Source organism: Arthrobacter sp. FW306-05-C (genome assembly GCF_021801725.1).
Lineage (GTDB): Bacteria > Actinomycetota > Actinomycetes > Actinomycetales > Micrococcaceae > Arthrobacter.
On sequence record NZ_CP084556.1, the window covers coordinates 2,453,953 to 2,476,764 of the forward strand.

At 63.5% G+C, this 22,812-nt stretch carries 21 protein-coding genes and 1 pseudogene; 3 read left to right on the top strand and 19 right to left on the bottom strand.

Going from position 1 to position 22,812, the window contains the following annotated elements; translation table 11 throughout:
• Positions 1-216: 216 nt before the first annotated feature.
• The 17 genes and pseudogenes from LFT44_RS11345 to LFT44_RS11420 all read right to left on the bottom strand — a co-directional run bounded on the left by LFT44_RS11345 (position 217) and on the right by LFT44_RS11420 (position 16,912).
• Positions 217-687 (bottom strand): RpiB/LacA/LacB family sugar-phosphate isomerase, encoded by a 471-nt coding sequence (locus LFT44_RS11345; protein WP_236798555.1) that lies wholly within the window; start codon positions 685-687, stop codon positions 217-219.
• Between the two features lie 55 nt (positions 688-742).
• Positions 743-1,870, bottom strand: coding sequence for a Gfo/Idh/MocA family protein (locus LFT44_RS11350; RefSeq protein WP_236798556.1), 1,128 nt, complete (start codon positions 1,868-1,870; stop codon positions 743-745).
• On the bottom strand, positions 1,867-2,685 hold the full coding sequence (locus tag LFT44_RS11355) for a ThuA domain-containing protein (protein ID WP_236798557.1): 819 nt from the start codon (positions 2,683-2,685) through the stop codon (positions 1,867-1,869). The genes LFT44_RS11350 and LFT44_RS11355 overlap by 4 nt, the downstream gene beginning before the upstream one ends.
• Positions 2,682-3,782, bottom strand: a complete 1,101-nt coding sequence (locus tag LFT44_RS11360) for a Gfo/Idh/MocA family protein (protein WP_236798558.1) — start codon at positions 3,780-3,782, stop codon at positions 2,682-2,684. The genes LFT44_RS11355 and LFT44_RS11360 overlap by 4 nt, the downstream gene beginning before the upstream one ends.
• Positions 3,783-3,845: 63 nt before the next feature.
• A complete protein-coding gene (locus LFT44_RS11365) occupies positions 3,846-4,742 on the bottom strand; it encodes a carbohydrate ABC transporter permease (protein ID WP_236798559.1) in 897 nt (298 codons plus the stop codon).
• On the bottom strand, positions 4,739-5,674 hold the full coding sequence (locus tag LFT44_RS11370; protein WP_236798560.1) for a carbohydrate ABC transporter permease: 936 nt from the start codon (positions 5,672-5,674) through the stop codon (positions 4,739-4,741). Before LFT44_RS11370 ends, LFT44_RS11365 begins: the two co-directional genes overlap by 4 nt.
• Positions 5,674-7,014 carry an ABC transporter substrate-binding protein gene (locus LFT44_RS11375; RefSeq protein WP_236798561.1) on the bottom strand — a complete coding sequence of 447 codons (1,341 nt, stop codon included), beginning with the start codon at positions 7,012-7,014 and terminating at the stop codon, positions 5,674-5,676. The genes LFT44_RS11370 and LFT44_RS11375 overlap by 1 nt, the downstream gene beginning before the upstream one ends.
• Positions 7,015-7,221: 207 nt before the next feature.
• Positions 7,222-8,100, bottom strand: coding sequence for a substrate-binding domain-containing protein (locus LFT44_RS11380; protein ID WP_236798562.1), 879 nt, complete (start codon positions 8,098-8,100; stop codon positions 7,222-7,224).
• A gap of 36 nt (positions 8,101-8,136) precedes the next feature.
• Positions 8,137-8,298: pseudogene (locus tag LFT44_RS22140) on the bottom strand (hypothetical protein); the annotation flags it as partial.
• Positions 8,299-8,494: 196 nt separating this feature from the next.
• On the bottom strand, positions 8,495-9,469 hold the full coding sequence (gene nrdF, locus LFT44_RS11385; protein WP_013601219.1) for a class 1b ribonucleoside-diphosphate reductase subunit beta: 975 nt from the start codon (positions 9,467-9,469) through the stop codon (positions 8,495-8,497).
• A 97-nt stretch (positions 9,470-9,566) separates the two neighbouring features.
• Positions 9,567-11,687, bottom strand: a complete 2,121-nt coding sequence (gene nrdE, locus LFT44_RS11390) for a class 1b ribonucleoside-diphosphate reductase subunit alpha (RefSeq protein ID WP_236798563.1) — start codon at positions 11,685-11,687, stop codon at positions 9,567-9,569.
• Between the two features lie 20 nt (positions 11,688-11,707).
• Positions 11,708-12,217: a class Ib ribonucleoside-diphosphate reductase assembly flavoprotein NrdI gene (gene nrdI, locus LFT44_RS11395; protein ID WP_373462200.1), complete on the bottom strand. Its 510-nt coding sequence runs from the start codon at positions 12,215-12,217 to the stop codon at positions 11,708-11,710.
• A 51-nt stretch (positions 12,218-12,268) separates the two neighbouring features.
• Positions 12,269-12,514 (bottom strand): glutaredoxin-like protein NrdH, encoded by a 246-nt coding sequence (gene nrdH / locus LFT44_RS11400; protein ID WP_013601222.1) that lies wholly within the window; start codon positions 12,512-12,514, stop codon positions 12,269-12,271.
• 360 nt (positions 12,515-12,874) lie between these two features.
• Complete coding sequence (locus LFT44_RS11405) at positions 12,875-13,396, bottom strand: TspO/MBR family protein (RefSeq protein ID WP_236798564.1); 522 nt, start codon at positions 13,394-13,396, stop codon at positions 12,875-12,877.
• A gap of 35 nt (positions 13,397-13,431) precedes the next feature.
• Positions 13,432-14,799 carry a class I SAM-dependent methyltransferase gene (locus LFT44_RS11410; RefSeq protein ID WP_236798565.1) on the bottom strand — a complete coding sequence of 456 codons (1,368 nt, stop codon included), beginning with the start codon at positions 14,797-14,799 and terminating at the stop codon, positions 13,432-13,434.
• Positions 14,796-15,527, bottom strand: a complete 732-nt coding sequence (locus LFT44_RS11415) for a DUF1365 domain-containing protein (RefSeq protein ID WP_236798566.1) — start codon at positions 15,525-15,527, stop codon at positions 14,796-14,798. The genes LFT44_RS11410 and LFT44_RS11415 overlap by 4 nt, the downstream gene beginning before the upstream one ends.
• A complete protein-coding gene (locus LFT44_RS11420) occupies positions 15,524-16,912 on the bottom strand; it encodes an NAD(P)/FAD-dependent oxidoreductase (RefSeq protein WP_236798567.1) in 1,389 nt (462 codons plus the stop codon). Before LFT44_RS11420 ends, LFT44_RS11415 begins: the two co-directional genes overlap by 4 nt.
• A gap of 96 nt (positions 16,913-17,008) precedes the next feature.
• Between LFT44_RS11420 and LFT44_RS11425 the strand changes: the two genes are divergently transcribed.
• The 3 genes from LFT44_RS11425 to LFT44_RS11435 are packed head-to-tail and all read left to right on the top strand — an operon-like array spanning position 17,009 to position 19,239.
• Positions 17,009-17,926 (top strand): LysR family transcriptional regulator, encoded by a 918-nt coding sequence (locus LFT44_RS11425; RefSeq protein ID WP_236798568.1) that lies wholly within the window; start codon positions 17,009-17,011, stop codon positions 17,924-17,926.
• Positions 17,927-17,971: 45 nt separating this feature from the next.
• Positions 17,972-18,478: a DUF2004 domain-containing protein gene (locus tag LFT44_RS11430; RefSeq protein ID WP_236798569.1), complete on the top strand. Its 507-nt coding sequence runs from the start codon at positions 17,972-17,974 to the stop codon at positions 18,476-18,478.
• 50 nt (positions 18,479-18,528) lie between these two features.
• Positions 18,529-19,239 (top strand): DUF4386 family protein, encoded by a 711-nt coding sequence (locus LFT44_RS11435; protein WP_236798570.1) that lies wholly within the window; start codon positions 18,529-18,531, stop codon positions 19,237-19,239.
• Positions 19,240-19,260: 21 nt separating this feature from the next.
• Here LFT44_RS11435 and metE read toward each other — a convergent pair whose 3' ends face one another.
• Positions 19,261-21,603, bottom strand: a complete 2,343-nt coding sequence (metE, locus tag LFT44_RS11440; RefSeq protein ID WP_236798571.1) for a 5-methyltetrahydropteroyltriglutamate--homocysteine S-methyltransferase — start codon at positions 21,601-21,603, stop codon at positions 19,261-19,263.
• Positions 21,604-21,677: 74 nt separating this feature from the next.
• Positions 21,678-22,652 (bottom strand): methylenetetrahydrofolate reductase, encoded by a 975-nt coding sequence (locus LFT44_RS11445; RefSeq protein ID WP_236798572.1) that lies wholly within the window; start codon positions 22,650-22,652, stop codon positions 21,678-21,680.
• Between the last annotated feature and the right edge of the window lie 160 nt (positions 22,653-22,812).

Consider the following 22,812-nt stretch of genomic DNA (forward strand, 5'->3'; position numbering starts at 1 on the left):
TTGGTCATGACCGCTTCGCCCACACTCCAAAAGGGGTGTAGTAGCAATGCGACCGGGGGCTTGCCTATCCGATGCCGAACCGGGCTCAGTTCTCAACCCTCCAATGGCCCACCTTTTGCCCAGCGCTGACAGGCAGGCTGCTAACAAACTCGACGCCTGCGGAGATTGCGCTTTTGATTCTTCCGGTGAACGGTGCTTCGGTGGAGTGAGCCCTGTTTAGAGCTCTGCGGCGAGTTCACGGGCGGCTTGGATTTCCATATCGCGCAGTTTGGCGACTCGGCGGATGGTGTCTACGTCATTGTCGAACTTCGCGTCCAAGAATGACTGGAGGACTTCCTTGGCGGTGGCCCGGCCTATCAGCCATGCTCCCAAGGCGATGGCGTTGGCGTCGTCGTGTTCAACGCTTTGGTGCGCCGAATACACATCGTGGCCCAGGGCGCACCGAATGCGCGGAATCTTGTTGGCGGCCATTACGGCACCCACGCCGGTTCCGCACAAGAGCACCGCTCGTGCTGCCTCTCCACTCCGGACGGCTTCGCAGGTGGCGCGGGTAATGTCCGGGAAATCTACCGGCGCCTCGCTCGGGGCTCCTAGGTCGAGCACTTCGTGACCCAGGTCTTCCAGGACCCTGCGAACGTATTCGTTCAGGGAGTACCCTGCGTGGTCGTTGCCAAGTGCAATTTTCATTGGGTTCCTTTAGTTCAGGACTGGGGCCCGCAGACCCGACGTGACAGGTTCGTCCTCAAATTTGGAGGAGAACTGATCTGCTGGCAGCGGATTCTTCGATTGCGGCCAACACCCTCTGGACCTGAAGCCCGTCTTCGAAGGACGGCGAGGGCAGGAAACCATCACGGATCGCAGCGAGGAAATCGCTGATCTGGTGGGTAAAGGTGTGCTCCCAACCGATCACATGCCCCTGAGGCCACCAGGCATCGATGTACGGGTGCTCCGGCTCCGTCACAACAATCCGCCGGAAACCCTGTTCAGCTGTGGGGTCAGCTGTGTCGAGGAACTCAAGTTCATTGAGCCTCTCGAGGTCAAACGCCAGCGAGCCAGTGGATCCGTAGACTTCGATTCGTAACGAGTTCTTTCGGCCCCGCGCTACCCGGGAGGCTTCCACGGAAGCTATCGCCCCGCCGGCAAGGGTCATGGTAGCCCAGGCAGCGTCGTCCACGGTAACCTGCTCGGCGCCGTAGGGGCCTGGGCGTTGGCCTACGAAGGTATGCAGGCGTCCTGATGCCTCTATGACTCGGTCGTCGAGCAGGTACTGAACTTGGTCGACGGCGTGTGAGGCTATGTCCCCCAAAGCACCCGAGCCGGCGGTCTCTTTTCGCAACCGCCAACTCATGGGGGCATTCACCTCGGCGAGCCAGTCCTGAAGGTACGAGACGCGAACCTGGCGGACTTGGCCCAGTCGCCCGGTGGAAATTAGTTGCCTGGCGTATGCCAGAGCCGGCACTCGGCGGTAGTTGAACCCGACCATCGAGTGCACTCCGTGCGCCCGGGCAGCCTGCGCCGCCGCGACCATGGCCTCGGATTCCGTAAGCGTATTTGAAAGCGGCTTTTCGGCCAGCACATGCTTACCGGCCTCGAGCGCCGCGACGGCGATCTCAGCATGCAGCCACCCTGGTGCGCAGATGTCGACGATGTCCACGTCGTCACGCGTGAGGACCTCACGCCAGTCGGTTGCGGATTCCGCCCACCCGTACCGGTTTGCGGCAGCGTCGACCTGCGCAGCGTCTGTGCCGACGATGATGCGTTGTTCTACAGCCGGAACGTCGAAGTAGGAAGACACATTGCGCCAAGCCTGTGAGTGTGCCTTGCCCATGAACGCGTACCCGATGGCCGCGACACCCAGTGGACGGTTCATCGGAGCACCGCCCCATCGAACGTTGACTGAGACACCGGACGATGCACTGTTTCGTCCACCGTGGACGTTTCGTACCATCCACGGGTCGCGTTACTGACTTGAGGGGCCGAACGGTCAAGGTCGGGCTGCGCGGCCCACTTCACACCGTTGGCCAGGACGCGCTGGACCTGCGGGTGGTGGTACACCGGGTACTCCTGGTCCCCAGGGCTGAAGTAGAAGATGCGGCCCTTGCCCCGGGTGAACGTGACACCGGAGCGGAACACCTCACCGCCCGCGAAGGAGCTGATGAAGATCAGGTCGTCCGGGTCGGGAATGTCGAAGAGTTCGCCGTACATCTCCTGTTCAGGAATGACGATGGGGCTGTCCACGCCCTCTGCGATGGGGTGTGAGGGCTTGACGGTCCACACCAACTCGCGTTCGCCGTCGTTCCGCCAGGCAAGGGAGCAGCTGGTGCCCAGCAGTTTGGTGAAGATCTTCGAGAAGTGCCCCGAGTGGAGCACGATCAGTCCCATCCCTCCGAGGACGTGCCGGTGGACGCGTTCCACGACAGCGTCGCTGACCTCGGCATGAGCCTTGTGACCCCACCACAGCAGTACATCAGTTCCCGCCAGGGTCTCTTCGGACAGTCCATGATTTTCATCTGAAGCCAGAGTGGCTGTGGAGACTTCGACGTCCGGGATGGCCTCGCGGAGACCGGCTGCAATAGCTCCATGAATGCCTTGCGGGTACATGTGGCCGATATGGGCTGGCTCATTGAGGGACTCGTGGACCCCTTCGTTCCACACAACCACCCTCAGTTGCTTGCCGTTGCTCACAGCTGCACCTCTTTCGCTTCGCGGGCTGACCGGTAGCAAGCGTCAATGATTTCCGCCCGGTTCAGAGCCAGGGAGCCATCATGATGGCCCCATACAGCTTCGCCGCCACGCACGATGTCGAGGAAATCCTCCACGACGGCTTGGTGGCCTCTTCCAGGCTGGGATTCAGGGCTGTAGTCGGCGTTTTCGCCATCCTTGTCAGTGAAGATCGTAAGTTGACCCACAGGAGCAGACGGCGATCCTTTCGCGACCAGTTCTGCGCCGCCGTCCGTACCGTAAACCATGAACCCGAGCACGTCATCCTTCTCGCGATAGCTGGCCCAACCCGCCTCAATGAGGAGGGTTGCCCCGCCCTCGAGACGGATAAACGCCGAGGCAAAGTCCTCCACTTCGAAGGCATGCTCCGAACTCATGGCCGAGAAGCGCGCGCTTCCACCGCGTCCCCGTGGTCCAAGCTCGGCATGCACAGTTGCCGAGACGCTGAGGACTTTGGGCTCGCCGAGCAGGTGAAGGGCGTAGTCGAGGACGTGGACGCCAATATCTGCCATGGGACCACCTCCGGAGAGCTCGGGGTTTGTGAACCAGCTCCCGAGGCGGGGAATGCCGGTCCTGCGCAGCCACGATGCCTTGGCGTAATAGGGCCGCCCCAGTCCGCCCTCGTCGATTATCGACTTAAGTGTCTGGATATCGCCGCGACGCCGGTGGTTGAAGGCGACGTCCAAGACCCTGCCTGCGCCTCTCGCCGCCTCGACCATAGCCCGGCCCTCATCCGCTGTCCGGGCGAGAGGTTTTTCGCTCAGGACGTGAAGCCCGCGCTCGAGAGCGGCGATAGCGATTGGCGCGTGCAGGAAAGTTGGAACCGCCACGCTAATGGCGTCCAGGTCCTCAAGCTCCAGCATGTCTTCCCAGCGAAGGAAGGCATTTGGAATGGCGTGGGTTGCCTGGAGCGAGTGGAGCAGCTCCTCTTCCATGCCGGCGACGGCGACGATTTCGACGCCGGGGCTATTGCTGTACGCGTTGAGATGCTGCTGCCCGGCCCAGCCTATGCCGACAACGCCGACTCTGAGTGCGGGACCTTGGAACTGATCGGGGTTCACGGAAAATGCTTCCTTATCTGGTGTTGGTGCAATTTGGAATGTTGGGGTTGGCGGGGGTTCCGGTCAGCCTTTGACTGCGCCGGCGGTCATCCCGGCGACAATCCGCTTTTGGCAGATCAGTACGAGGACGACGAGCGGGATCGTGACGATGACGGATGCGGCGCTGATCCTGCCCAGTGGGATATCGAATTCGCTCATACCGTTGAAGAACGCGATCGCTACCGGGACTGGCCGGGCGGCCGGGGAGCTTGTCAGGGTAACGGCCAGAAGGAATTCGTTCCAGACTGAGATGAAAACCAGGATCGCGGTCGTTGCGAGGCCTGGGATGGCCAGGGGAAGGATGACCCTGCTGAAGGCCTGAAACGGGGTGGCACCATCGACATAGGCTGACTCCTCAAGTTCTCTGGGGATGTCCCTGAAGAAGGACGTCAGCGTATAGATGGCCAGTGGCAGGGCAAAGGTGAGCTTAGGGATGATGAGGCCCACGAGGGTGTCGTAGAGGCCAATCTCCCTCCAGATGGCGAACAAGGGAGCTGCGATCGCGATTGCGGGAAAGGTGGTGACCGAGAGAATCAATGTCAGGATGAGCGCCTTCCGGCGCATCTTGAGCCGGGCCAGCGCATACGCGGCAAAGGAAGCAAATACAAGGGCGATGATCGTTGTCACGACAGCGATGATCACTGAGTTGCGCAGCGCCAGCAGGAAGTCGCTGTTGCCAAACACAGAAAGGTAGTTGTCAAGGGTCGGCTGGCTTGGGAAGAGTTCGCCCTGGCCAAGGCTTGCGCCCTTCTTTAAGGAGGTGCTGACCAGCCAATAAAAGGGAAGGAGCGAAAATCCCATGACGACGACGGCGAACACCCAGACGAGCGGGTGAAGGCGTGTTGTGCTGCGGCGGCTCTTTGCGGTGCCATTGCTCTCGGCGGCCCTGGTGGAGGCACGTGAAGCTGTCAATGTGCTCATGAGCGATCCTCCCGGGCAATGTCGCGGATGTTTCCGCCGCCAAAGCGGATGTAGACCGCGGAGACGGCCATGACGGTGATGAATGTGAGGATGGAGAGGGCCGAGCCCTGACCGACCAGTCTGTTCTCATTCAGCTGGGTGTAGGCCAGCATGGACATTGACTGCGTGCCGTTTGCGCCGTGGGTGAGCACGAACGGCAGGTCGAAGATCCGCAGGGCGTCCAGTGTGCGGAAGATTGCGGCCAGGACGATGGCGGGACGGAGGAGCGGGAGGGTTACGTGGGCGAAGGTTTTCCACCGGCTCGCGCCGTCAAGTTCCGCTGCCTCGTAGGTCTCCTGCGATATTGCCTGGAGACCGGCGAGGATAATTAGGGCCGCGAAGGGGGTCGTCTTCCACACGTCCGCCATGACAATCACGGCCATCGCATAGCCCTGCTCCCCGAGCCAGACGACTCCCGCTCCAGGCAGGTGAAGGGCAGCGAGGATCTGGGGTACGAATCCGGTGGTCGGATCGAACATGGTCTGCCAAGTGATCGCGCTGACGACAGTGATGATCGCGTAGGGCACGAGGACGACAGTGCGCAGGAGGGCACGACCGCGGAACGTTAGGTTAAGGAGCATCGCCATCCCCGTGCCGAGGACCATCTCGAGTGCCACGGAGGTGGCTGCAAAGAGGAAGGTCTGGCCGAATGCCCTCCACCAGTCAGGTCCCGTGAGTGCGTCTACGTAGTTGCCCAGTCCTACGAAACGGGACAGCCCGACCTGGATCAGGCTGTATTGGTTGAGCGAGAGCCAGATCGCGTAGCCGATCGGTACGGCGGCGACGACGGCCATCAGGAGGAGCGACGGGGCAGTCATGAACGCGGCGAGCCTGCGTTCCGCGCGGTCCCGCGTGTTGCGATGCCGCTCGGGGACGAGCGCACGGACCGTCATCAGAAGCTTGCCTGCGCGGTCTTGATCTGGTCCGCCATGTTTTTCACGGCGTCCTCAGTGCTCGACGCGCCAGAGAGGACGGCGTACACATTCTTGTTGATGGCCGCGGAAATCTGGGAATAGACCGGCGAAACCGGGCGAGGCTTGGCGCCCTTGACAGAGACCAGGAGTTCCTTGGCGAAGGGCATCTTGCCGAGGACACCGAGGTCGGAATAGGCCGCCTCGCCGGCCGGGGCCTGTGAGTAATCCATGGCCACGTGCTTCTGCCATTCAGGTGAGGACTCGAAATTCACGAACGCCACCGCTGCCGCTGGGTTGGACGCGTAGGCAGATATTGCCAGGTTCCATCCGCCCAGCACGCCGCTGCCATTGGTGCTGCCGTCAAAGGACGGAAGGGGGGCGACTCCGAAAGTACCCTTCAGGGGTGTGGCATTTAGCTGCCCGTAGACGTTCGGCCAGTTACGTTCGTACCCGAACTTTCCCGACTCGTACGCAAGACGCGAGGCATTCTCCTCGTAGGTGAGTACGGCCCGGTCCGCTGACCCGTTCTTGATGCCCTGCGCCATAAAATCAAGCACCTTGCGGGTCTGGGGTGAATCGACCTTGATGTTTCCCTGGTCGTCGATGACATCCCCGCCGGCGCTGTAGAGGAGTTCCAGGAAGTTGACGGTCAGTCCCTCGTACTGCTTGCCCTGGTACACCAAGCCATTGCCTGGAGACTTTGCTGCTTCGGCGTACAGTTGCTGCCATGTCTCGGGCTTGGCCACTTTGTCTTTGGCGTAGTAGATGAGCCCTGCATTCGTGTAGAACGGTGTGGCCCACGACTTCCCCTTGTACTGCGTTGTGGCGACTGTTGAAGGGATCAGGGTGTCCTTGACCGCGTCAGTGACCTTGGTCATGTCCTGCAGCCAGCCCTGCGAGGCGAACTCGGGTGTCCATGTCACGTCCGTGAGGTAGAGATCGCACTCGCTAGACTTCGCCTGAAGCCGCTGCACAGCTTGGGTGCGGCTTTCATCGGTGGTCGCACCGAGCACCGTGTACTTGGCGGTAATCCCGGGGTTCGCCTTCATGAACGCATCCACAGTGCCCTGGTAGAGACCCACAGAATCCCGCCCTCCACAAATGGAAAGGCTGCCTGACGCTGCTTTTGCCGAGGCCGGGTCAACCACCGGGGCCGAGGGGCCTGCGGACGGGGCGGCGCTGCTGCCGCATCCGCTCAGGGCCAGGCCGATGGCTCCCGCAGCAGCAATGAGGCCGGTCACCTTCCTGCCGCGCATAAAGCTGGGCTTCGTCTTGTCCGGTCCAGCGGGCGATGAGAGTGATGAAGAAATGTTGTCCACAGAGGGCTCCTTGGGAATTGCCTGCTTTGGGGCAGAACTGGAAGGTGGTCGTATGGTGGATCGATTCAGCAACAGTGCAAAAACGACCCATCGGTAATGGAAGAGACTTAGCGCCTTCGAGCCGGCTCCGCGTTGCGGGATCGATTCAGCACTCCGCCGATCGTTTCAGGTGACGTGGGTCACTGTCAAGCATTTTTGTTAAGGCCGCTAGCTGCAGCCGCACGATTCCCGAATTACGAGTTCCGGCGCAAACACCCGCTGTGACAGCCCGGCCGACGGCTCGGCGATCTCCCCGAGGAGCAGTTCCGCTGCAGCGTGCCCAAGCATTTCGGGACGGGTCGCCACAGACGTGAGGGGAGGCTCCCAGAGTGCCGCGGTCCGAACGTCGTCGTAGCCGATCACGCGGACATCGCTGGCTCGTCCCGCTATCCGCAGCGCCCGATAGACGCCAAAGGCCACACCGTCGCTCTGGCAGATGATCGCATCCGGGAGTTGCCCTCGCTCAAGCAACTGTTTGCCCGCCCGCAGCCCGCCCTCGCCAGTTGTCGAGCTTTCAATCTGAACGAATTGACCGGGATCGAGACCTGCGTCCATCAGCGCAGATTGCACGCCCTCGATACGATCCCGGCGCGAAAGGTGACGGGAATACCCTCCGACGAACGCGAACGTCTGGCAGCCGTGGCCGAGCAGATGCTCCGCCGCGAGTCGTCCGCCCAGCCTGTCATCAGGCCCAACGTAGGGGGCAGATACGCCTTCCAGGTACTTGGTCACGAAGACGTGGGGTATTCGTGATGCCTCAAGGCCTTCAACGAATGCCCTGCTGGACCTGGACGCGGGCATAACAGCAAGTCCGGCTACCTGGTATTCGCGAAGCTCGGCGACGAGTTCGTCCTGCCGCACTGGATCATCCGACGATGCAACCACAAGTGAGCGGAATCCGGCCTCAGCGAGGGTCTCCTCGAGACCCACGAGGAGCTCACCAAAAAACGGGTTGGCGATGTCAGTAACCACAACTCCGACAGTCGTCGTCCGTCGCGTCCGAAGTGATGCCGCGCCACGGTTGTAGACGTAGCCAAGTTCGCGCATGGCCTGATGCACGCGCTCACGAGTCTCAGAGGACACACGCCCCGTTCCGGTCACCACGTTTGAAGCGGTAGTTCTGGACACACCCGCATGAGCGGCGACATTCTTCAGCGTGACAGCAAGCTCCATTCGCAAAAGATAGCAGGATCGATCCGGCGACGACATCGGGAGAACTCCCCAGCCGTCTCTACGCGCCCCCATGTCCGCACGTGTGGGCTGCGCGCGAGGTGCCCACTCTCAGGCCCTGGCCTGTAAACGGACGGGTCTGAGCGGCAGCAGGAGGGCAGGCAAAGCGCACCCGCATCGTCAGACACCGAAAGCGCGGGCCGACGCGAAACGACCCCGCACCTTATTGGTGCGGGGTCGTTCCAGCTGGACACGTGAAGTCGCTGTGGGACTAGAAGTCCCAGTCCTCGTCCTCGGTGTTCACGGCCTTGCCGATCACGTAGGAGGAACCGGACCCCGAGAAGAAGTCGTGGTTCTCGTCAGCGTTCGGGGACAGCGCCGAAAGGATGGCCGGGTTAACGTCGGTGACGGACGCCGGGAACATCGCCTCGTAGCCCAGGTTCATCAGGGCCTTGTTGGCGTTGTAGTGCAGGAACTTCTTGACGTCCTCGGCCAGGCCCACGCCGTCGTACAGGTCGTGGGTGTACTGGACCTCGTTCTCGTAGAGCTCGAACAGCAGCTCGAAGGTGTAGTCCTTGATTTCCTGGCGGCGCTCAGGAGAAACAGCCTCCAGCCCGCGCTGGAACTTGTAGCCGATGTAGTAGCCGTGCACGGCCTCATCGCGGATGATCAGGCGGATCAGGTCGGCCGTGTTTGTCAGCTTGGCGCGTGAGGACCAGTACATAGGCAGGTAGAAGCCCGAGTAGAACAGGAAGCTCTCCAGCAGCGTGGAGGCAACCTTCCGCTTCAGGGGATCGTCGCCCTGGTAGTAGTCCATGACGATCTGCGCCTTCTTCTGAAGGTTCTCGTTCTCAGTGGACCAGCGGAATGCCTCGTCGATCTCCTTGGTGGAGGCCAGCGTGGAGAAGATGGACGAGTAGCTCTTGGCGTGCACCGACTCCATGAACGCGATGTTCGTGTAAACGGCTTCCTCATGCGGGGTCAGCGCATCCGGGATCAGCGAGACGGCGCCGACAGTGCCCTGGATGGTGTCCAGCAGGGTCAGGCCGGTGAACACGCGCATGGTGAGCTGCTGCTCAGCCGGGGTCAGCGTATTCCACGACTGGACGTCGTTGGACAGCGGCACCTTCTCCGGCAGCCAGAAGTTGTTCACCAGGCGGTTCCAGACGTCGACGTCCTTGTCATCCTGGATGCGGTTCCAGTTGATGGCCTCGACGTGGCTAAGCAGCTTGACCTTCTCGGTCATGTCATCCCCTAAGCGTTGGGTGGGTTTCACTAAGTTAAAGCGTACGACGGCGGGCGGCCACCCGCCGTCGTACTGGCACCTTTAGTTGAAGGAGCAACTACAGCATGCAGCTGACGCAGCCCTCGACCTCAGTCCCTTCCAGCGCGAGCTGGCGGAGACGGATGTAGTAGATGGTCTTGATGCCCTTCTTCCAGGCATAGATCTGGGCCTTGTTGATGTCTCGCGTGGTGGCGGTGTCCTTGAAGAACAGCGTCAGGGACAGGCCCTGGTCCACGTGCTGGGTGGCAGCAGCGTAGGTGTCGATGACCTTCTCGTAGCCGATTTCATACGCGTCCTGGTAGTACTCCAGGTTGTCGTTGGTCAGGTACGGAGCCGGGTAGTACACGCGGCCCAGCTTGCCTTCCTTGCGGATCTCGATCTTGGACGCCACCGGGTGGATCGAGGAGGTGGAGTTGTTGATGTAGGAGATCGAGCCCGTGGGCGGGACAGCCTGCAGGTTCTGGTTGTAGATGCCGTGCTCCATGACTGAGGCCTTCAGCGCCAGCCAATCAGCCTGCGTGGGGATGTGCACATCCTTGAACAGCTCACGGACCTTCTCGGTCTGCGGCACCCACTCCTGCTCCGTGTACTTGTCGAAGTATTCACCCGACGCGTACTTGGACTTCTCGAACCCGCCGAACGTCTGGCCGGTCTCGATGGCCAGCAGGTTCGACGCCCGTACCGCGTGGTAGACCACGGAATAGAAGTAGATGTTGGTGAAGTCCAGGCCCTCTTCGGAACCGTAGTGGACCCGCTCGCGGGCCAGGTAGCCGTGCAGGTTCATCTGGCCCAGGCCGATGGCGTGGCTTTGATCGTTGCCCTTGGCGATGGAGGGCACCGAGGTGATGTTGGACATGTCCGACACCGCCGAGAGCGAGCGGATTGCCGTCTCGATGGTCAGCCCGAAGTCCGGTGAGTCCATGGTCTTGGCGATGTTCAGCGAACCCAGGTTGCAGGAGATGTCCTTGCCGGTGTCGGCGTAGGAGAGGTCATCGTTGTACGTGGTGGGCTGGGAAACCTGGAGGATCTCCGAGCACAGGTTGGACATGATGATCTTGCCGTCAATCGGGTTGGCCCGGTTCACGGTGTCCTCGAACATGATGTACGGGTAACCGGACTCGAACTGGATCTCGGCGAGGGTCTGGAAGAACTCGCGGGCCTTGATCTTGGTCTTCTTGATCCGGGAGTCGTCCACCATCTCGTAGTACTTCTCGGTGACGGAGACATCGGAGAACGGCATGCCGTAGACGCGTTCGACGTCGTAGGGCGAGAACAGGTACATGTCCTCGTCCTTCTTGGCCAGCTCGAACGTGATGTCCGGGATGACAACGCCCAGGGAGAGGGTCTTGATGCGGATCTTTTCGTCCGCGTTCTCACGCTTGGTGTCCAGGAACCGGTAGATGTCCGGGTGGTGGGCGTGCAGGTACACGGCACCGGCACCCTGGCGGGCGCCCAGCTGGTTGGCGTAGGAGAAGCTGTCTTCGAGGAGCTTCATCACGGGGATGACGCCGGAGGACTGGTTCTCGATCTGCTTGATCGGGGCACCGACTTCGCGGATGTTGGTCAGTGCGAAGGCCACGCCGCCGCCGCGCTTGGACAGCTGCAGGGCGGAGTTGATGGAACGGCCGATCGATTCCATGTTGTCTTCGATGCGGAGCAGGAAGCATGAAACCAGTTCGCCGCGCTGCTTCTTGCCGGCGTTCAGGAACGTGGGGGTGGCCGGCTGGAAGCGGCCTTCGATGATCTCGTCCACCATCTGCAGGGCCAGCTGCTCATTGCCGCGGGCAAGGTGCAGGGCAACCATGCAGACGCGGTCCTCGTAGCGCTCCAGGAAACGCTTGCCGTCGAACGTCTTCAGCGTGTAGGACGTGTAGAACTTGAATGCGCCCAGGAAGGTCTCGAAGCGGAACTTCTTCTTGTAGGCGCGGTTGAACAGCTCACGGATGAAGTTCATCGTGTACTGGTCCAGCGTTTCGCGCTCGTAGTACTGGTTCTTCACCAGGTAGTCGAGCTTCTCCTCCAGGTCATGGAAGAACACGGTGTTGTTGTTCACGTGCTGCAGGAAGTACTGGTGCGCAGCCTCACGGTCGGCGCCGAACTGGATTTCGCCATTGGGACCGTAGAGGTTCAGCATGGCGTTCAGCTCGTGATAGCCCAGCCCCTTGTAGGCGGCGGGCATCTCAGGCTCCTGGGCCCTGGTTACTTCTGTGTCTGCGACAGTCGTGTCCAAAACTTGTCCAATCCTTGGTTGACCCGGGTGACGTCTTCCGGCGTTCCCATAAGTTCGAATCGATAAAGGTGGGGTACCTGGCATTTGGCGGCGATGATGTCCGCGGCCATGCAGTAGTTGTCCCCAAAGTTTGTGTTGCCGGCGCCGATAACGCCGCGGAGCAGTTTCCTGTTCTGCGGGTTGTTTAGGAACCGGATGACCTGCTTGGGAACGGACCCCTCTCCCCCGGTGCCGCCATAGGTGGGCACCACCAGCACGAATGGCCGGGTGGCGAGGAGGGGTGCGTCCTTTGCGTAAAGCGGGATCCGGGCCACCTCACGGCCAAGCTTCGCAACGAAGCGGCTGGTGTTCTCGGATGTGGAGGAAAAGTAAATGAGCTGGCTCTCCGTGAGAGCCTGCCCGGGATCGTTCCGATCTGCGGCCGGCGGGGACACCTCCACACGCTGAGCCGTGTGGTCGCGCTGTGCTGTTGGTGCCATGGGAGTCACCTCAGCTGGTAGTTGGTCGCCGGCAGGAAAAAGCTGTGGCTCCTAGGCCACGGAAGAAACGGCGGAGAGTGCCAGTTCTTCGATCTTGTCCGGGCGGAAGCCGGACCAGTGGTCCTGGTCGGTGACCACAACGGGAGCCTGCATGTAGCCCAGTGCCTTCAGGCGCTCGAGTGCCTCGGCGTCCTGGGAGATGTCAACGCTCTGGTAGGTGATGCCCTTCTTGTCGAGCGCGCGGTAAGTGGCGTTGCACTGAACACAAGCAGGCTTCGTGTAAACCGTTACGGTCATTGTCCCTGTCCCCTTAGTTAAACTCTTGCTGGTTCGGTGTCCCCGTCCAGCTGTATGTAGATACTACATGTAGTGCAGACGCCTCTTTGGAACCCCAAGATGATGTATTACAAGTATGTCATTTAATGCACCGTTAATCCACAGGCAGGAGCCGGAAAAATGCCCGGGATCCCGGGTTTTTTGCGGGCTTGGTCCACACCCTGTGGACGGGCTTGCCCACTTATGCACAGTCCGCGTGTCGTGATTCACCGGCGTGTCGCGCCACCTGTCCCGCCACAGGAAAAGGGTCCCTTATCACTACATGTAGTGATGAGGGACCCTTCGATCCGGCACGCGGCAGTGAGAGATTGCCTCCGCTTCCTACTTCGCGCCGGGATTGAGCCTGGCGATTGCCGTGGACAGTACCGTGGCGAATCCGCACCAGGCAGCGTACGGAGCGAGTGAAACGCCGGCAGTCCGGTTCAGCCGGTAGGTCCGCCGCACCAGGTCCGCGCTGCTGGCTGCGAGCACGGCCGCTTCGGCAGCTCCCAGCCACGGCCGGCGGGAGCGCCAGAAGAACCAGCTCCACGAGGCGTTGAGGACAAGGTTTGCGGCCAATGCACCCTGGTAGGCACGCAGCTCCCGGCGGTGGTCCTTTCTGACTGGGCCGGGAGTGTCGGCAGCACGGTCCAGTTCGGCCGCCCGGTCCAGCGCGACGGCGGACGTCACCGCCAGATCGGCGTACAAGGCAGTCCACACCACGGGGAACGCAATTGCCGGTGGCTGCCACTCCGGCTTCCGCAACTTCAGGTACCAGCTGCTCCGCGGGTCCGTGGCAACCCCGCCTGCCGCGGCAGTGGCGACCGTCGCCGCCGTCGTCCATGCCAGTGTCCTAAGTTTCATGCCTGTCCCTCCCCTTCCCTAACACCAAGGCAAAACTAAAGCTGCGCCTCCCGGCGGTCCAGCACAATCTGCTGCACGTCCAGGTAGCCGGATTGGAACCCCGCGCGGGAGTAGCAGAGGTAGAAGAGCCACATCCGCTGGAACACCGCGTCGAAGCCCAGCTCCCCCACTTCCCGGGACCGCGCAAGGAACCGCTCCTCCCACAACCGCAGCGTGGCGGCGTAGTGGTCGCCCATCCCCATGCGCTCCCGGACGCGCAGGGTGGTGTGCTGCTGCGTCACGCCCTCAATGGCCCGGACGGAGGGCAGGAACCCGCCGGGGAAGATGTACTTGTGCACCCATGTGTAGGCGTTGCGGGTGGCCAGCATCCGCCCGTGCGGCATGGTGATGGCCTGGACGGCCACCTTTCCGCCGGGGGCCAGGACGCGGTCGATCGTCTGGAAGTAGATGGGCCAGTATTCGTAGCCCACGGCCTCGATCATCTCCACGGACACCACGGCGTCGTACTCGCCTTCCACCGCGCGGTAGTCCTGCAGCGCCACCGTCACACGGTCCGCGAACCCCGCATCCGCAATGCGTTCCTGGGCCAGCGCCTGCTGCTCGCTGGACAGGGTGACGCTGTAAACGGTGGCGCCGCGGGCCGCGGCACGCAAAGCAAGCTCACCCCAGCCCGTGCCGATTTCCAGCAGCCGGGTCCCCTTTCCCACGCCGGCCTTGTCCAGCAGCCGGTCGATCTTGGCCTGCTGTGCCTCCGCCAGGAAATCCCAACTCACCGAGGACAGCGGGCCGGCTGTCTCGGGAAACAGCGCCGATGAGTAGCTCATGGTGGTGTCCAGGAAGTTGGAGAACAGCTCGTTGGACAGGTCATAGTGCCTGGAGATGTTGCTCCGGGTGTTCTGTTCGGCGTTCCGTTCCTGGCGGGGCGTCCGGGGCAGGTACAGCGAGCGCAGCTTCTGCAGCGGCATCGGGATCAGTGCATCCACGGAGGCGGCGAAGACTTCAAGCACCGCAGCCAGGTCCGACGCTTCCCAGTCGCCGGCCATGAAGGACTCCCCCAGTCCGATCAGCCCGTTGTCGCCGATCCGCTTCTCGAACGCGTCCGGCCGCACCATGGTCATCACCGGGGCGTCGGGACCGCCGGTCCCCAGGGCCGTTCCGTCCGGGTATTCCACCCGCAGCGGCAGCCGCTTGACGGCTCCCTTGAACAACAGGCCGGCGGCTTTCCCGGCCACCTCAGCCTTGGGGCCCGACGGCGGCGTGGCAACACCGGGCCAGCGGTCAGGATCGATGGTGGCGGGTGACGCCGGCACACCGGTTGCGCCCCAGGCTGCAGGGGTGTGCGCGGCGGTCTGGGCCGGGTCTTCGAGGTGGGCAGTGGTGCCGTTATCGTCGGTCATTGTCATTGAACTGCCTCCTGTGAGGGGTGGTGTGGTCTGGCAACGACGGGCAGGCGTCTTGCCCAGAGCTTAATGCCCTGTATGCGGATAAGGGCGGATACCAGCAGCGGCGCCGCGGGCACCGTCAAGGCGGCGGCGAGGATGTTCGGGATGGTGGCCGGTCTCCGCCGTCCGTCCATGGTGGCGACGAAGGGCCGTTGCCCCTCCCGCTCCAGGATGATGGAGACCGCCAGCCGCTCCCCCGGCGCCGGAAGCTTCATGCGGTACTGCCCATCGACGTCGTTAAAGGGTGAAACGTAGAACGCCTTCGGCACCGACGCCCGCCCTGCCGGGTCGGTCCGCAGCAGGTAGCAGTGCCGTTCCCCGTAGGTGTTGTGGACCTCGGCCACCACGCACTGCAGCTCTCCGCCGGCGCGGTAGCACCAGAACAGGGTGAGCGGGTTGAAGACGTAACCGAACACCCTGGCGCTGGCCAGCATGTGGATGGGCCCGCCGTCGGGCTCTATGCCCTGGGTGCGCAGGTACCGCTCCACGTTCGACCGGATGCTGGCCTCCGGATTGCCCAGGTGGTCCGCGGCGCGGAACACGGCCAGCGGGCGGAGCAGGAGCGGCAGCCGCGGAATCGCGTCCACGTCAACGAACCAGCTGTAGCTCCGGTACGTGAAGGCGTTTTTCAAGGGACTGCGCCGCACATGGGAAATGGACGTGCGGTAGATCGAGGCGCCCATGGTCATGCAGGTTCTGCGGCGAGTTCCCGCTCCCCTTCACCGCTGGCGTCGCCCGACTCGGGCAGCGGCAGCGGCCACGTGCGGCCCAGCTTTTCTGCCGCACGCACACCGGAGAGGGCGCCGTCCTCGTGGAAGCCCCAGCCAAGGTAGGCCCCGGCGTACGCGATCCTGCTGTCGCCTAGCGCCGCGATCGCCTGCTGGGCCTTCAGGGATTCAGGCGTGTACTGCGGGTGCTCATACACCATCCGTTCCAGCACCGCGTCGTCGGCGATCAGCTCCGATTCACCCAGGCTCACCAGGTAGGGGCGGGCGTCCGCCGGCGCGAGCCGCTGCAGCCGGGTCAGGTCGTAGCTCACCAGGACCTTGTCCGGCCTGGCGTCGCAAGCCGGCAGCCGATAGTTCCAGGACGCCCTCGCATTCTCCGACGCCGGCAGGACGGCGGGATCCCGGTGGAACACGGTGTGGTTCACCGAGTAGGGCATCCCGCCCAGCGCTTCCTTCTCCTCAGGCGTGGCGTCCGCCAGGAACCCAAGTGCCTGGGCAGGATGGGTGGCAATGACCACCGCGTCAAAGTCTTCCAGTCCGTTGTCGGTTGCGAGCTCAACGCCGTCGGGCAGCCGCCGGATGGCCGTGACGGGCGTGTTCAGCCGAACGTCGCCCAGTGTTGCAGCGAGTTTTTCCACGTACCGGGCGGATCCGCCGGTGACTGTGCGCCATTGCGGTGAGCCCTTGATGCCCAGCATGCCGTGGTGGCCCAGGAAGGTGAACAGGTACCGAGCGGGATAGGCAAGGGCGGTGGTGGGATCGCAGGACCATACGGCGCTGACCACCGGGGTCATGAAGTGGGAGATGAAGTAGGGGCTGAACTTCTCCCGCTCCAGGAATGCGCCCAGCGTCAGTTCCGGGACTTCCACCTCATCGCTGACGGCCGACGGCGGCGCCGTCCTGAGCAGCTCTCTCGCCTTCCGGTAAAAGCGGGTGACCTCCAGCAGCATCAGCAGGTAGCGGCCACGCAGCAGGCTGGAAGGCTTGGCGATGATTCCCCTGGCACCGTCCCGTGCACCGGCGTACTCCAGCCCGCAGCCGTCGCAGCGGATGGACATGCTCATCTCCGAGTCCTGCGTTTCCACGCCGAGTTCGGCGAACAGCCGCAGCAGGGTGGGATAGGTCCGCTCGTTGTGCACTATGAATCCGGTGTCCACCCCGATGACGCTTCCGTCCGGCTGCGGCATGTCATGGGTGTGGGCGTGGCCGCCCAGCCGTGAGTCCGCCTCAAACAGGGTGACGTCGTCCTGCCTGTTCAGGACGTAGGCGGCGGTTAATCCCGCCACGCCGCTGCCAATGACGGCGATGCGCCGCCTGCCTGCACTTCCTGCTGGGATAAGTGACAATTTATGCTCCTCTGCTGAACATTTGTCGCTGGGCCGGGTATACAGACGGCAATTCGGCGCAGGAGCGGCCGCGGATGGGTGCAGTACTGTGGGCTCGTGGTAAATCCCGTGCACCTGAAGACCCTCCTGGAGGTCACACGGCTGGGCTCGTTCGCTGCGGCAGCCGCAACGCTTGGCTACACGGCCTCGGCCGTCTCGCAGCAGATGTCCGCGCTGGAGCGGGAAACGGGCGTAACCCTCTTCCAGCGCTCAGCGCGCGCCGTGGTCCCTACGGAGGCCGCCGTCGTCATGACCCGCCATGCCGCCAAGGTGCTCACCGACATCGAGGCACTGATGGCTGCCGCGTCAAGGACGCAGGACACCGGAAGCCAGGAGCTGCGGCTGGGGATCTTCCCCAGCCTGGCCACCTATGTCCTGCCCCGGATCCTCAAGAATCCGGCCTGGAAGAAGCTCGGCATTGACCTGCGGGTTTCGGTGGCGGAGCCCGGCCAGACTATCCAGGGCCTGCGCACCGGCGGCGACCTGGACCTCGCGGTGGTGTTCCAGGTGGGCCAGACCGGCTTCGCCTGGCCCAACACCATCAACCGGCAGTGGATCGGTGACGACGACTTCCGCGTGGTGCTGCCGGCAGGCTGGGGCTTCCGGGCCGATGCCAAGGTGGCGGCGGACCATCTCTCGGAAATGCCGTGGATCATGCATCACCCCGGCACCAGTGACGCCATGGTGATCGAGCGGCTGTTCGCCGGCTGCAACCTGCATCCCCGCGTGGTGGCACACAGTGATGACTTCCACGCCAGCCTGGAAATGGCCGCAGCAGGACTGGGTGCAGCCCTGGTTCCGGAGTTGGCGCTGCGGAACAAGCCGGCAGGCGTGGTGGTGCTGGACGTGCCCGAGATCCGGCTGGCACGGAACGTGTTTGCGCTGCTGATCAACGACCGGAAGACCGCGCGGGTGCAACTTTTCGTGGACCTGCTGGCTGAAACCCTTGCCGGGATGCGCACAGCGGTGAATTAGGGCCGAACGCTGGAATGGTCTGCCCTTCAGGTCTATGTTGAGACTATGAACAAGGTAGCGAGCCAGCACTTTGGGGAGATTGAGCTCAACCACGGCAGGGATCACCTCTTCGCCGCCAAGCACGAGCTGCGAGGCCACCCGCTGGAACTCGACCTGAACATTAACGCGCACGACCACTTCGATGAAGCCGCGCTGCGGAAAGTCGAGTACCGGCTGCGCTTCCTTCCCGAGCTCGTGGACGAAGTCCGGGCCATGATCGCCGAGGAACTTGAGCAAGAGGGCACCAGCCCCCAGGAGTACCTGCACTTCCACTGCAACGCCCTCAAGGACGAGCATCTGCACAAGGTGTTCGGCGTCCAGGACCGCAAACAGCTCACCAACGAGGTGTTCCTCAAGGCGCTGAAACTCGGCCACGTAGGGATCTACCCCGGCCAGCCCGAGCGCTACTTCGTCCTGGACTTCACCCTGGGCCAGCACTTCACGGATGAGGTCCTGGTGGCCTCCGCCGACCAGGACGGAGTGGTGGACGACGAGATCGTCTGGGAGTCCTGAAGGGCGTTTGACCCTGGCGCTGCTGAGCGGCCGGTTCCACGATGGATCTCATGCATGATGTGAAAGCCGGAACGTGGCGGCTGGCTGCGTCGCTGCTCCTGGCCGGTGTGCTGGCCTCGATACTCGCCGGCGTGTTCCATGCCGAGTCCCACGACGCCAACGACCACGCCGCTTCCTTCACCGCCTACGCCAACAGCGGCATCTGGACCGCCGTGCACTTGGGCCAGTTCGTGGGGATGGCGCTTGTATGCGCGGGCCTGGTGTCCCTGTGGGCAGCCCTTGGCGTCCGGCAGCACGCCGTGGCTTGGCTTGCCCGCTTTGGTGCCCTTGCCGCCGCGGCCGCCCTGGCACTTTACGCCGTACTCCAGGCGGTGGACGGGGTTGCCCTGAAGCAGGCGGTGGACGCCTGGGCCGCAGCTCCGGAGCCTGAAAAGGCGGCGCGTTTCGCCACGGCGGAGGGCATTCGCTGGCTGGAGTGGGGCACGCGCAGCTACCAAAGCTTCCTGCTGGGAACGGCACTGTTGCTGCTGGGCGTTGTTGTGACCGCCACACATCGCGTTCCCCGGATCATCGGACTGCTCATGGCGCTGTCCGGGCTGGCCTACCTGGCGCAGGGATGGATCATCGGCGAAACAGGGTTTTCCAACGCCAACTCAGTGCCTACGTTGGTCGGCATTGTGGCGATTGTCACCGCAAGTGTTTGGCTGGCAGTCAGCGCCTGGCGGATTAAGGAGACGACGGCGGCCGGGCACCCCAGGTGACCAGCCGCCGTCGTGGGTCCGCTACTTGGCCGCTTGCAGCAGTTCCGCACGGACCGTCTGCGTGGCCTTGACCAGGTTTCGCAGCGACTCCTCCGTCTCGGCATAGCCGCGGGTCTTCAGCCCGCAGTCCGGGTTGACCCAGAGCTGGCGGGACGGGACATGCTTGACCGCGGTCGACAGGAGCTCGGTGACCTCGGCTTCGCCCGGAACGCGGGGTGAGTGGATGTCGTAAACACCCGGACCAACCCCGCGTCCGAAGCCGTGGGACTCAAGGTCGTGGACAACCTCCATACGGGAGCGGGCGGCTTCGATGGAGGTGACGTCGGCGTCCAGGCCGTCGATCGCGTCGATGATGACGCCGAACTCCGAGTAGCAGAGGTGGGTGTGGATCTGCGTGGCGTCGGCAGCGCCCGCGGTCGCCAGGCGGAAGGATTCAACGGACCACTTCAGGTAGTCGGCCTGGTCTGCCTTGCGCAGCGGAAGCAGTTCACGCAGGGCGGGCTCGTCCACCTGGATGACCTTGATACCTGCGGCTTCGAGGTCGGCGATCTCGTCGCGCAGCGCCAGGCCAACCTGGTTGGCGGTTTCAGCCAGCGGCTGGTCGTCCCGGACAAAGGACCAGGCCAGGATGGTGACCGGACCGGTGAGCATGCCCTTCATCGGCTTGCCGGTCAGCGACTGTGCATATTCCGCCCACTTGACGGTGATGGGAGCGCTGCGGGTGACGTCTCCCCAGAGGATCGACGGGCGGGTGCAGCGTGAGCCGTAGGACTGGACCCAGCCATGGACGGTGACGTCGAAGCCTTCGAGGTTCTCGGCGAAGTACTGCACCATGTCGTTGCGCTCCGGCTCGCCGTGCACCAGGACGTCGTAACCCAGCTCTTCCTGCAGGTCCACTACGCGCTTGATTTCGTCCTTCATGAGCTGTTCGTACTGCTCATCGCTCAGCTCGCCCTTGCTGTTGCGGGCGCGGGCCGAACGGATTTCGGAGGTCTGGGGGAAGGAGCCGATGGTGGTGGTGGGCAGCGGCGGCAGGTGCAGCGCTTCTTCCTGGGCGGCCTCGCGGACTTCGTAGGCCGAGCGGGTGAAGTCTTTGGCGGTAAGCGCTTCGGTCCGGGCCCGGACATCAGCGCGGCGCACCCCTTCCGCGGTGGCGCGGGAACCGATCACGGCGGTGGCTTCTTTGATGGCAACCTTCGCCGCGGCCGGGTCCGCGAGGTAGGACGCCAGGGTCTTGACCTCCACGGCCTTCTGGTCGGAGAAGGCAAGCCAGCTGCGGAGCTGCTCTGACAGCTGGGTCTCCTCAGCGACGTCATGGGGGACATGCTGGGTGGACGTGGAGGTGGAGACGGCAACCTTCCCGGCGGCGGCCTTCAGTTGGTCCAGCTTGGCGGCGGACGCGGCGAGATCGTTGCGCCAGATGTTGTGGCCGTCCACGACGCCGGCCACCAGGGTCTTGTTGCCCAGGCCAGCCAGCGCTGCGGCGGAGGGAACGGCGCCCTTGAAGACGTCGATGTGAAGGGCATCGATGTTCGTGGCAGCGAGGGTGCCCAGCTGGCCTTCGAGCGAGCCGTACGGGGTGGAAACCAGAATCTGCGGACGGTTGGCCGCGGCGGTCAGGACCTCATAAGCCCTCGCAACGGCTGCTTCGATGCCGGCGGCAGGGGTTTCCTGGTCAACCACCAGGGCCGGCTCGTCGAGCTGCACCCAGTTGGCGCCGGCGTCGGCGAGCTTTTCGAGCAGCTCGACGTAGACGGGCAGGATGTCCTCGAGGCGGGACAGTGGCGCGAAACCGGCCTGGGCGTCGTCGGAAGCCTTGGACAGGAGCAGGTAGGTCACGGGCCCAACGATGTAGGGGCGGGTTTCGATCCCGTTGGCCAGGGCGAACCCGAACTCGTCAACCTTGGCGGTGGAGGCCAGGGTGAACTCTGTCTCCGGGCCGATTTCCGGCACCAGGTAGTGGTAGTTGGTGTCGAACCACTTGGTCATTTCGAGCGGCTGCTGCTCCTTGTTGCCGCGGGCCAGTGTGAAGTAGCCGTCGATGTCCAGCTGCCCGTCGGCGTTGAGCAGCTTACCGAAGCGGGCAGGAACGGCACCCAGGTGCGCGGTGGTGTCGAGGACCTGGTCGTAGTAGGAGAAGGTGCCCGGCACGGCGGCGGCTTCGGTGAGCCCGAGTTCCTGGAGGCGGCGGGCGGCGGCCAGCTGGATGCCCTTGGCAGCGGCGTCCAGGGCAGCGGCGTCGATCTTGCCGGCCCAGTAGGCCTCCACGGCCTTCTTGAGTTCGCGGCGGCGGCCGATGCGGGGGTAGCCGAGAAGTGAAGCGGACGGGAACGGGGTGTTTTTGGGTGCAGTCAGCTCAGACATGGAAGATCCTAAGTTTTTTGGGCAGCCCTAACGTCGGGCTGGTCGGGTAAAGGTGTGTAAGGAGCGCGAAACGCTCAGCTGGCGAGCTGGATGCGGGCGGCGGATTCCCGCCGGCCGTGCTGGCTGCCGGGTCGGCTTCGGCGGGGCAGGGCCAGCTTGTCCAGCACTTCCAGCGCGCTTTGGTGCTCGTTGAAGGTGTAGATGTGGATGCCGGGAGCGCCGGCGTCCAGGGCCGCATTGGCCAGGTCCACCGTCGCGTCGACCCCGATGTGGAGCCGTTCGAGGTCGGTCTCGGCGGCGGCCAGCTTGGCCATCAGTTCCGGCGCAGGTTCCACACCCGTCAGCTCGCCAAGGCGGTTAAGCCGGCGGAGGCTGGTCAGCGGCATGACGCCGGGGATGATCGGGATGGTCACGCCGGCCCGCCGGGCCCTGGTGAGCAGGTCCGCGTACTGACTGGTCTCAAAGAACACCTGGGTGATGGCGAAGTCGGCGCCGGAGCGTTGCTTCGCGAGCAGCACCTCCACGTCGTGCTCTTCGCTGGGTGATTCAGGATGCCGCGTGGGGTAGGCGGCCACGCCGACCGCGATCTTGCCGGCACAAAGCAGGGCCGAACGGCGCTGCTCCACGCGTCGGATGAGTTCAATGAGGTCCTGGGCGTACCGAAGGGATCCAGCGGCTGGTGCGCCGGCGTCCTTGGGAAGGTCTCCGCGCAGGGCAAGGATGCCCCGTACGCCGGTGTCCAGCAGTTCGCCCACGATAGTGGCGAGTTCCTGCGGGCTGTTGCCCACGCAGGTCAGGTGGGCCAGCGGCCGCAGCGTGGTCTCGAGCAGGAGCCGATTAATGAGTTCGACGGCGGTGTCCCGGTTGGAGCCGCTGGCGCCATAGGTCACGGAGACATAGTCCGGCTCAGTGGTTTCCAGTTCCCGGATGGTGGTCCAGAGGGTTTCCGCTGCTGCAGGGGAACGGGGCGGGAACAGCTCATAGGACAGCGCCACCGGGGCGGTGTCGGAGAGGTTCGGGTGTGCGTCAATCAAACTTGGTGGTGACATTTGCGTCCTTGGCTTTGGGCCATCGCCTGCTTTCCGCCGAAAAAACGGCGGGAAACCGGCAATGAATTGAGTTTGGGGAACACGGAGGGACTCCACCAGGGACGCAGCCGCGACTGTTACGCCTTGCATGAAGTAGTCCGTGAGCAAATGTCAGGCCCAC

What these genes read in the sequence shown, in the direction of transcription:
- LFT44_RS11345 (WP_236798555.1), bottom strand. Translation starts at nt 687, where the DNA reads ATGAAAATTGCACTTGGCAACGACCACGCAGGGTACTCCCTGAACGAA.
- LFT44_RS11350 (WP_236798556.1), bottom strand. Translation starts at nt 1,870, where the DNA reads ATGAACCGTCCACTGGGTGTCGCGGCCATCGGGTACGCGTTCATGGGC.
- LFT44_RS11365 (WP_236798559.1), bottom strand. Translation starts at nt 4,742, where the DNA reads ATGAGCACATTGACAGCTTCACGTGCCTCCACCAGGGCCGCCGAGAGC.
- LFT44_RS11370 (WP_236798560.1), bottom strand. Translation starts at nt 5,674, where the DNA reads ATGACGGTCCGTGCGCTCGTCCCCGAGCGGCATCGCAACACGCGGGAC.
- LFT44_RS11380 (WP_236798562.1), bottom strand. Translation starts at nt 8,100, where the DNA reads ATGCGCGAACTTGGCTACGTCTACAACCGTGGCGCGGCATCACTTCGG.
- nrdF (WP_013601219.1), bottom strand. Translation starts at nt 9,469, where the DNA reads ATGACCGAGAAGGTCAAGCTGCTTAGCCACGTCGAGGCCATCAACTGG.
- nrdE (WP_236798563.1), bottom strand. Translation starts at nt 11,687, where the DNA reads ATGCCCGCCGCCTACAAGGGGCTGGGCTATCACGAGCTGAACGCCATG.
- nrdI (WP_373462200.1), bottom strand. Translation starts at nt 12,217, where the DNA reads ATGGCACCAACAGCACAGCGCGACCACACGGCTCAGCGTGTGGAGGTG.
- nrdH (WP_013601222.1), bottom strand. Translation starts at nt 12,514, where the DNA reads ATGACCGTAACGGTTTACACGAAGCCTGCTTGTGTTCAGTGCAACGCC.
- LFT44_RS11405 (WP_236798564.1), bottom strand. Translation starts at nt 13,396, where the DNA reads ATGAAACTTAGGACACTGGCATGGACGACGGCGGCGACGGTCGCCACT.
- LFT44_RS11410 (WP_236798565.1), bottom strand. Translation starts at nt 14,799, where the DNA reads ATGACAATGACCGACGATAACGGCACCACTGCCCACCTCGAAGACCCG.
- LFT44_RS11415 (WP_236798566.1), bottom strand. Translation starts at nt 15,527, where the DNA reads ATGACCATGGGCGCCTCGATCTACCGCACGTCCATTTCCCATGTGCGG.
- LFT44_RS11430 (WP_236798569.1), top strand. Translation starts at nt 17,972, where the DNA reads ATGAACAAGGTAGCGAGCCAGCACTTTGGGGAGATTGAGCTCAACCAC.
- LFT44_RS11435 (WP_236798570.1), top strand. Translation starts at nt 18,529, where the DNA reads ATGCATGATGTGAAAGCCGGAACGTGGCGGCTGGCTGCGTCGCTGCTC.
- metE (WP_236798571.1), bottom strand. Translation starts at nt 21,603, where the DNA reads ATGTCTGAGCTGACTGCACCCAAAAACACCCCGTTCCCGTCCGCTTCA.
- LFT44_RS11445 (WP_236798572.1), bottom strand. Translation starts at nt 22,652, where the DNA reads ATGTCACCACCAAGTTTGATTGACGCACACCCGAACCTCTCCGACACC.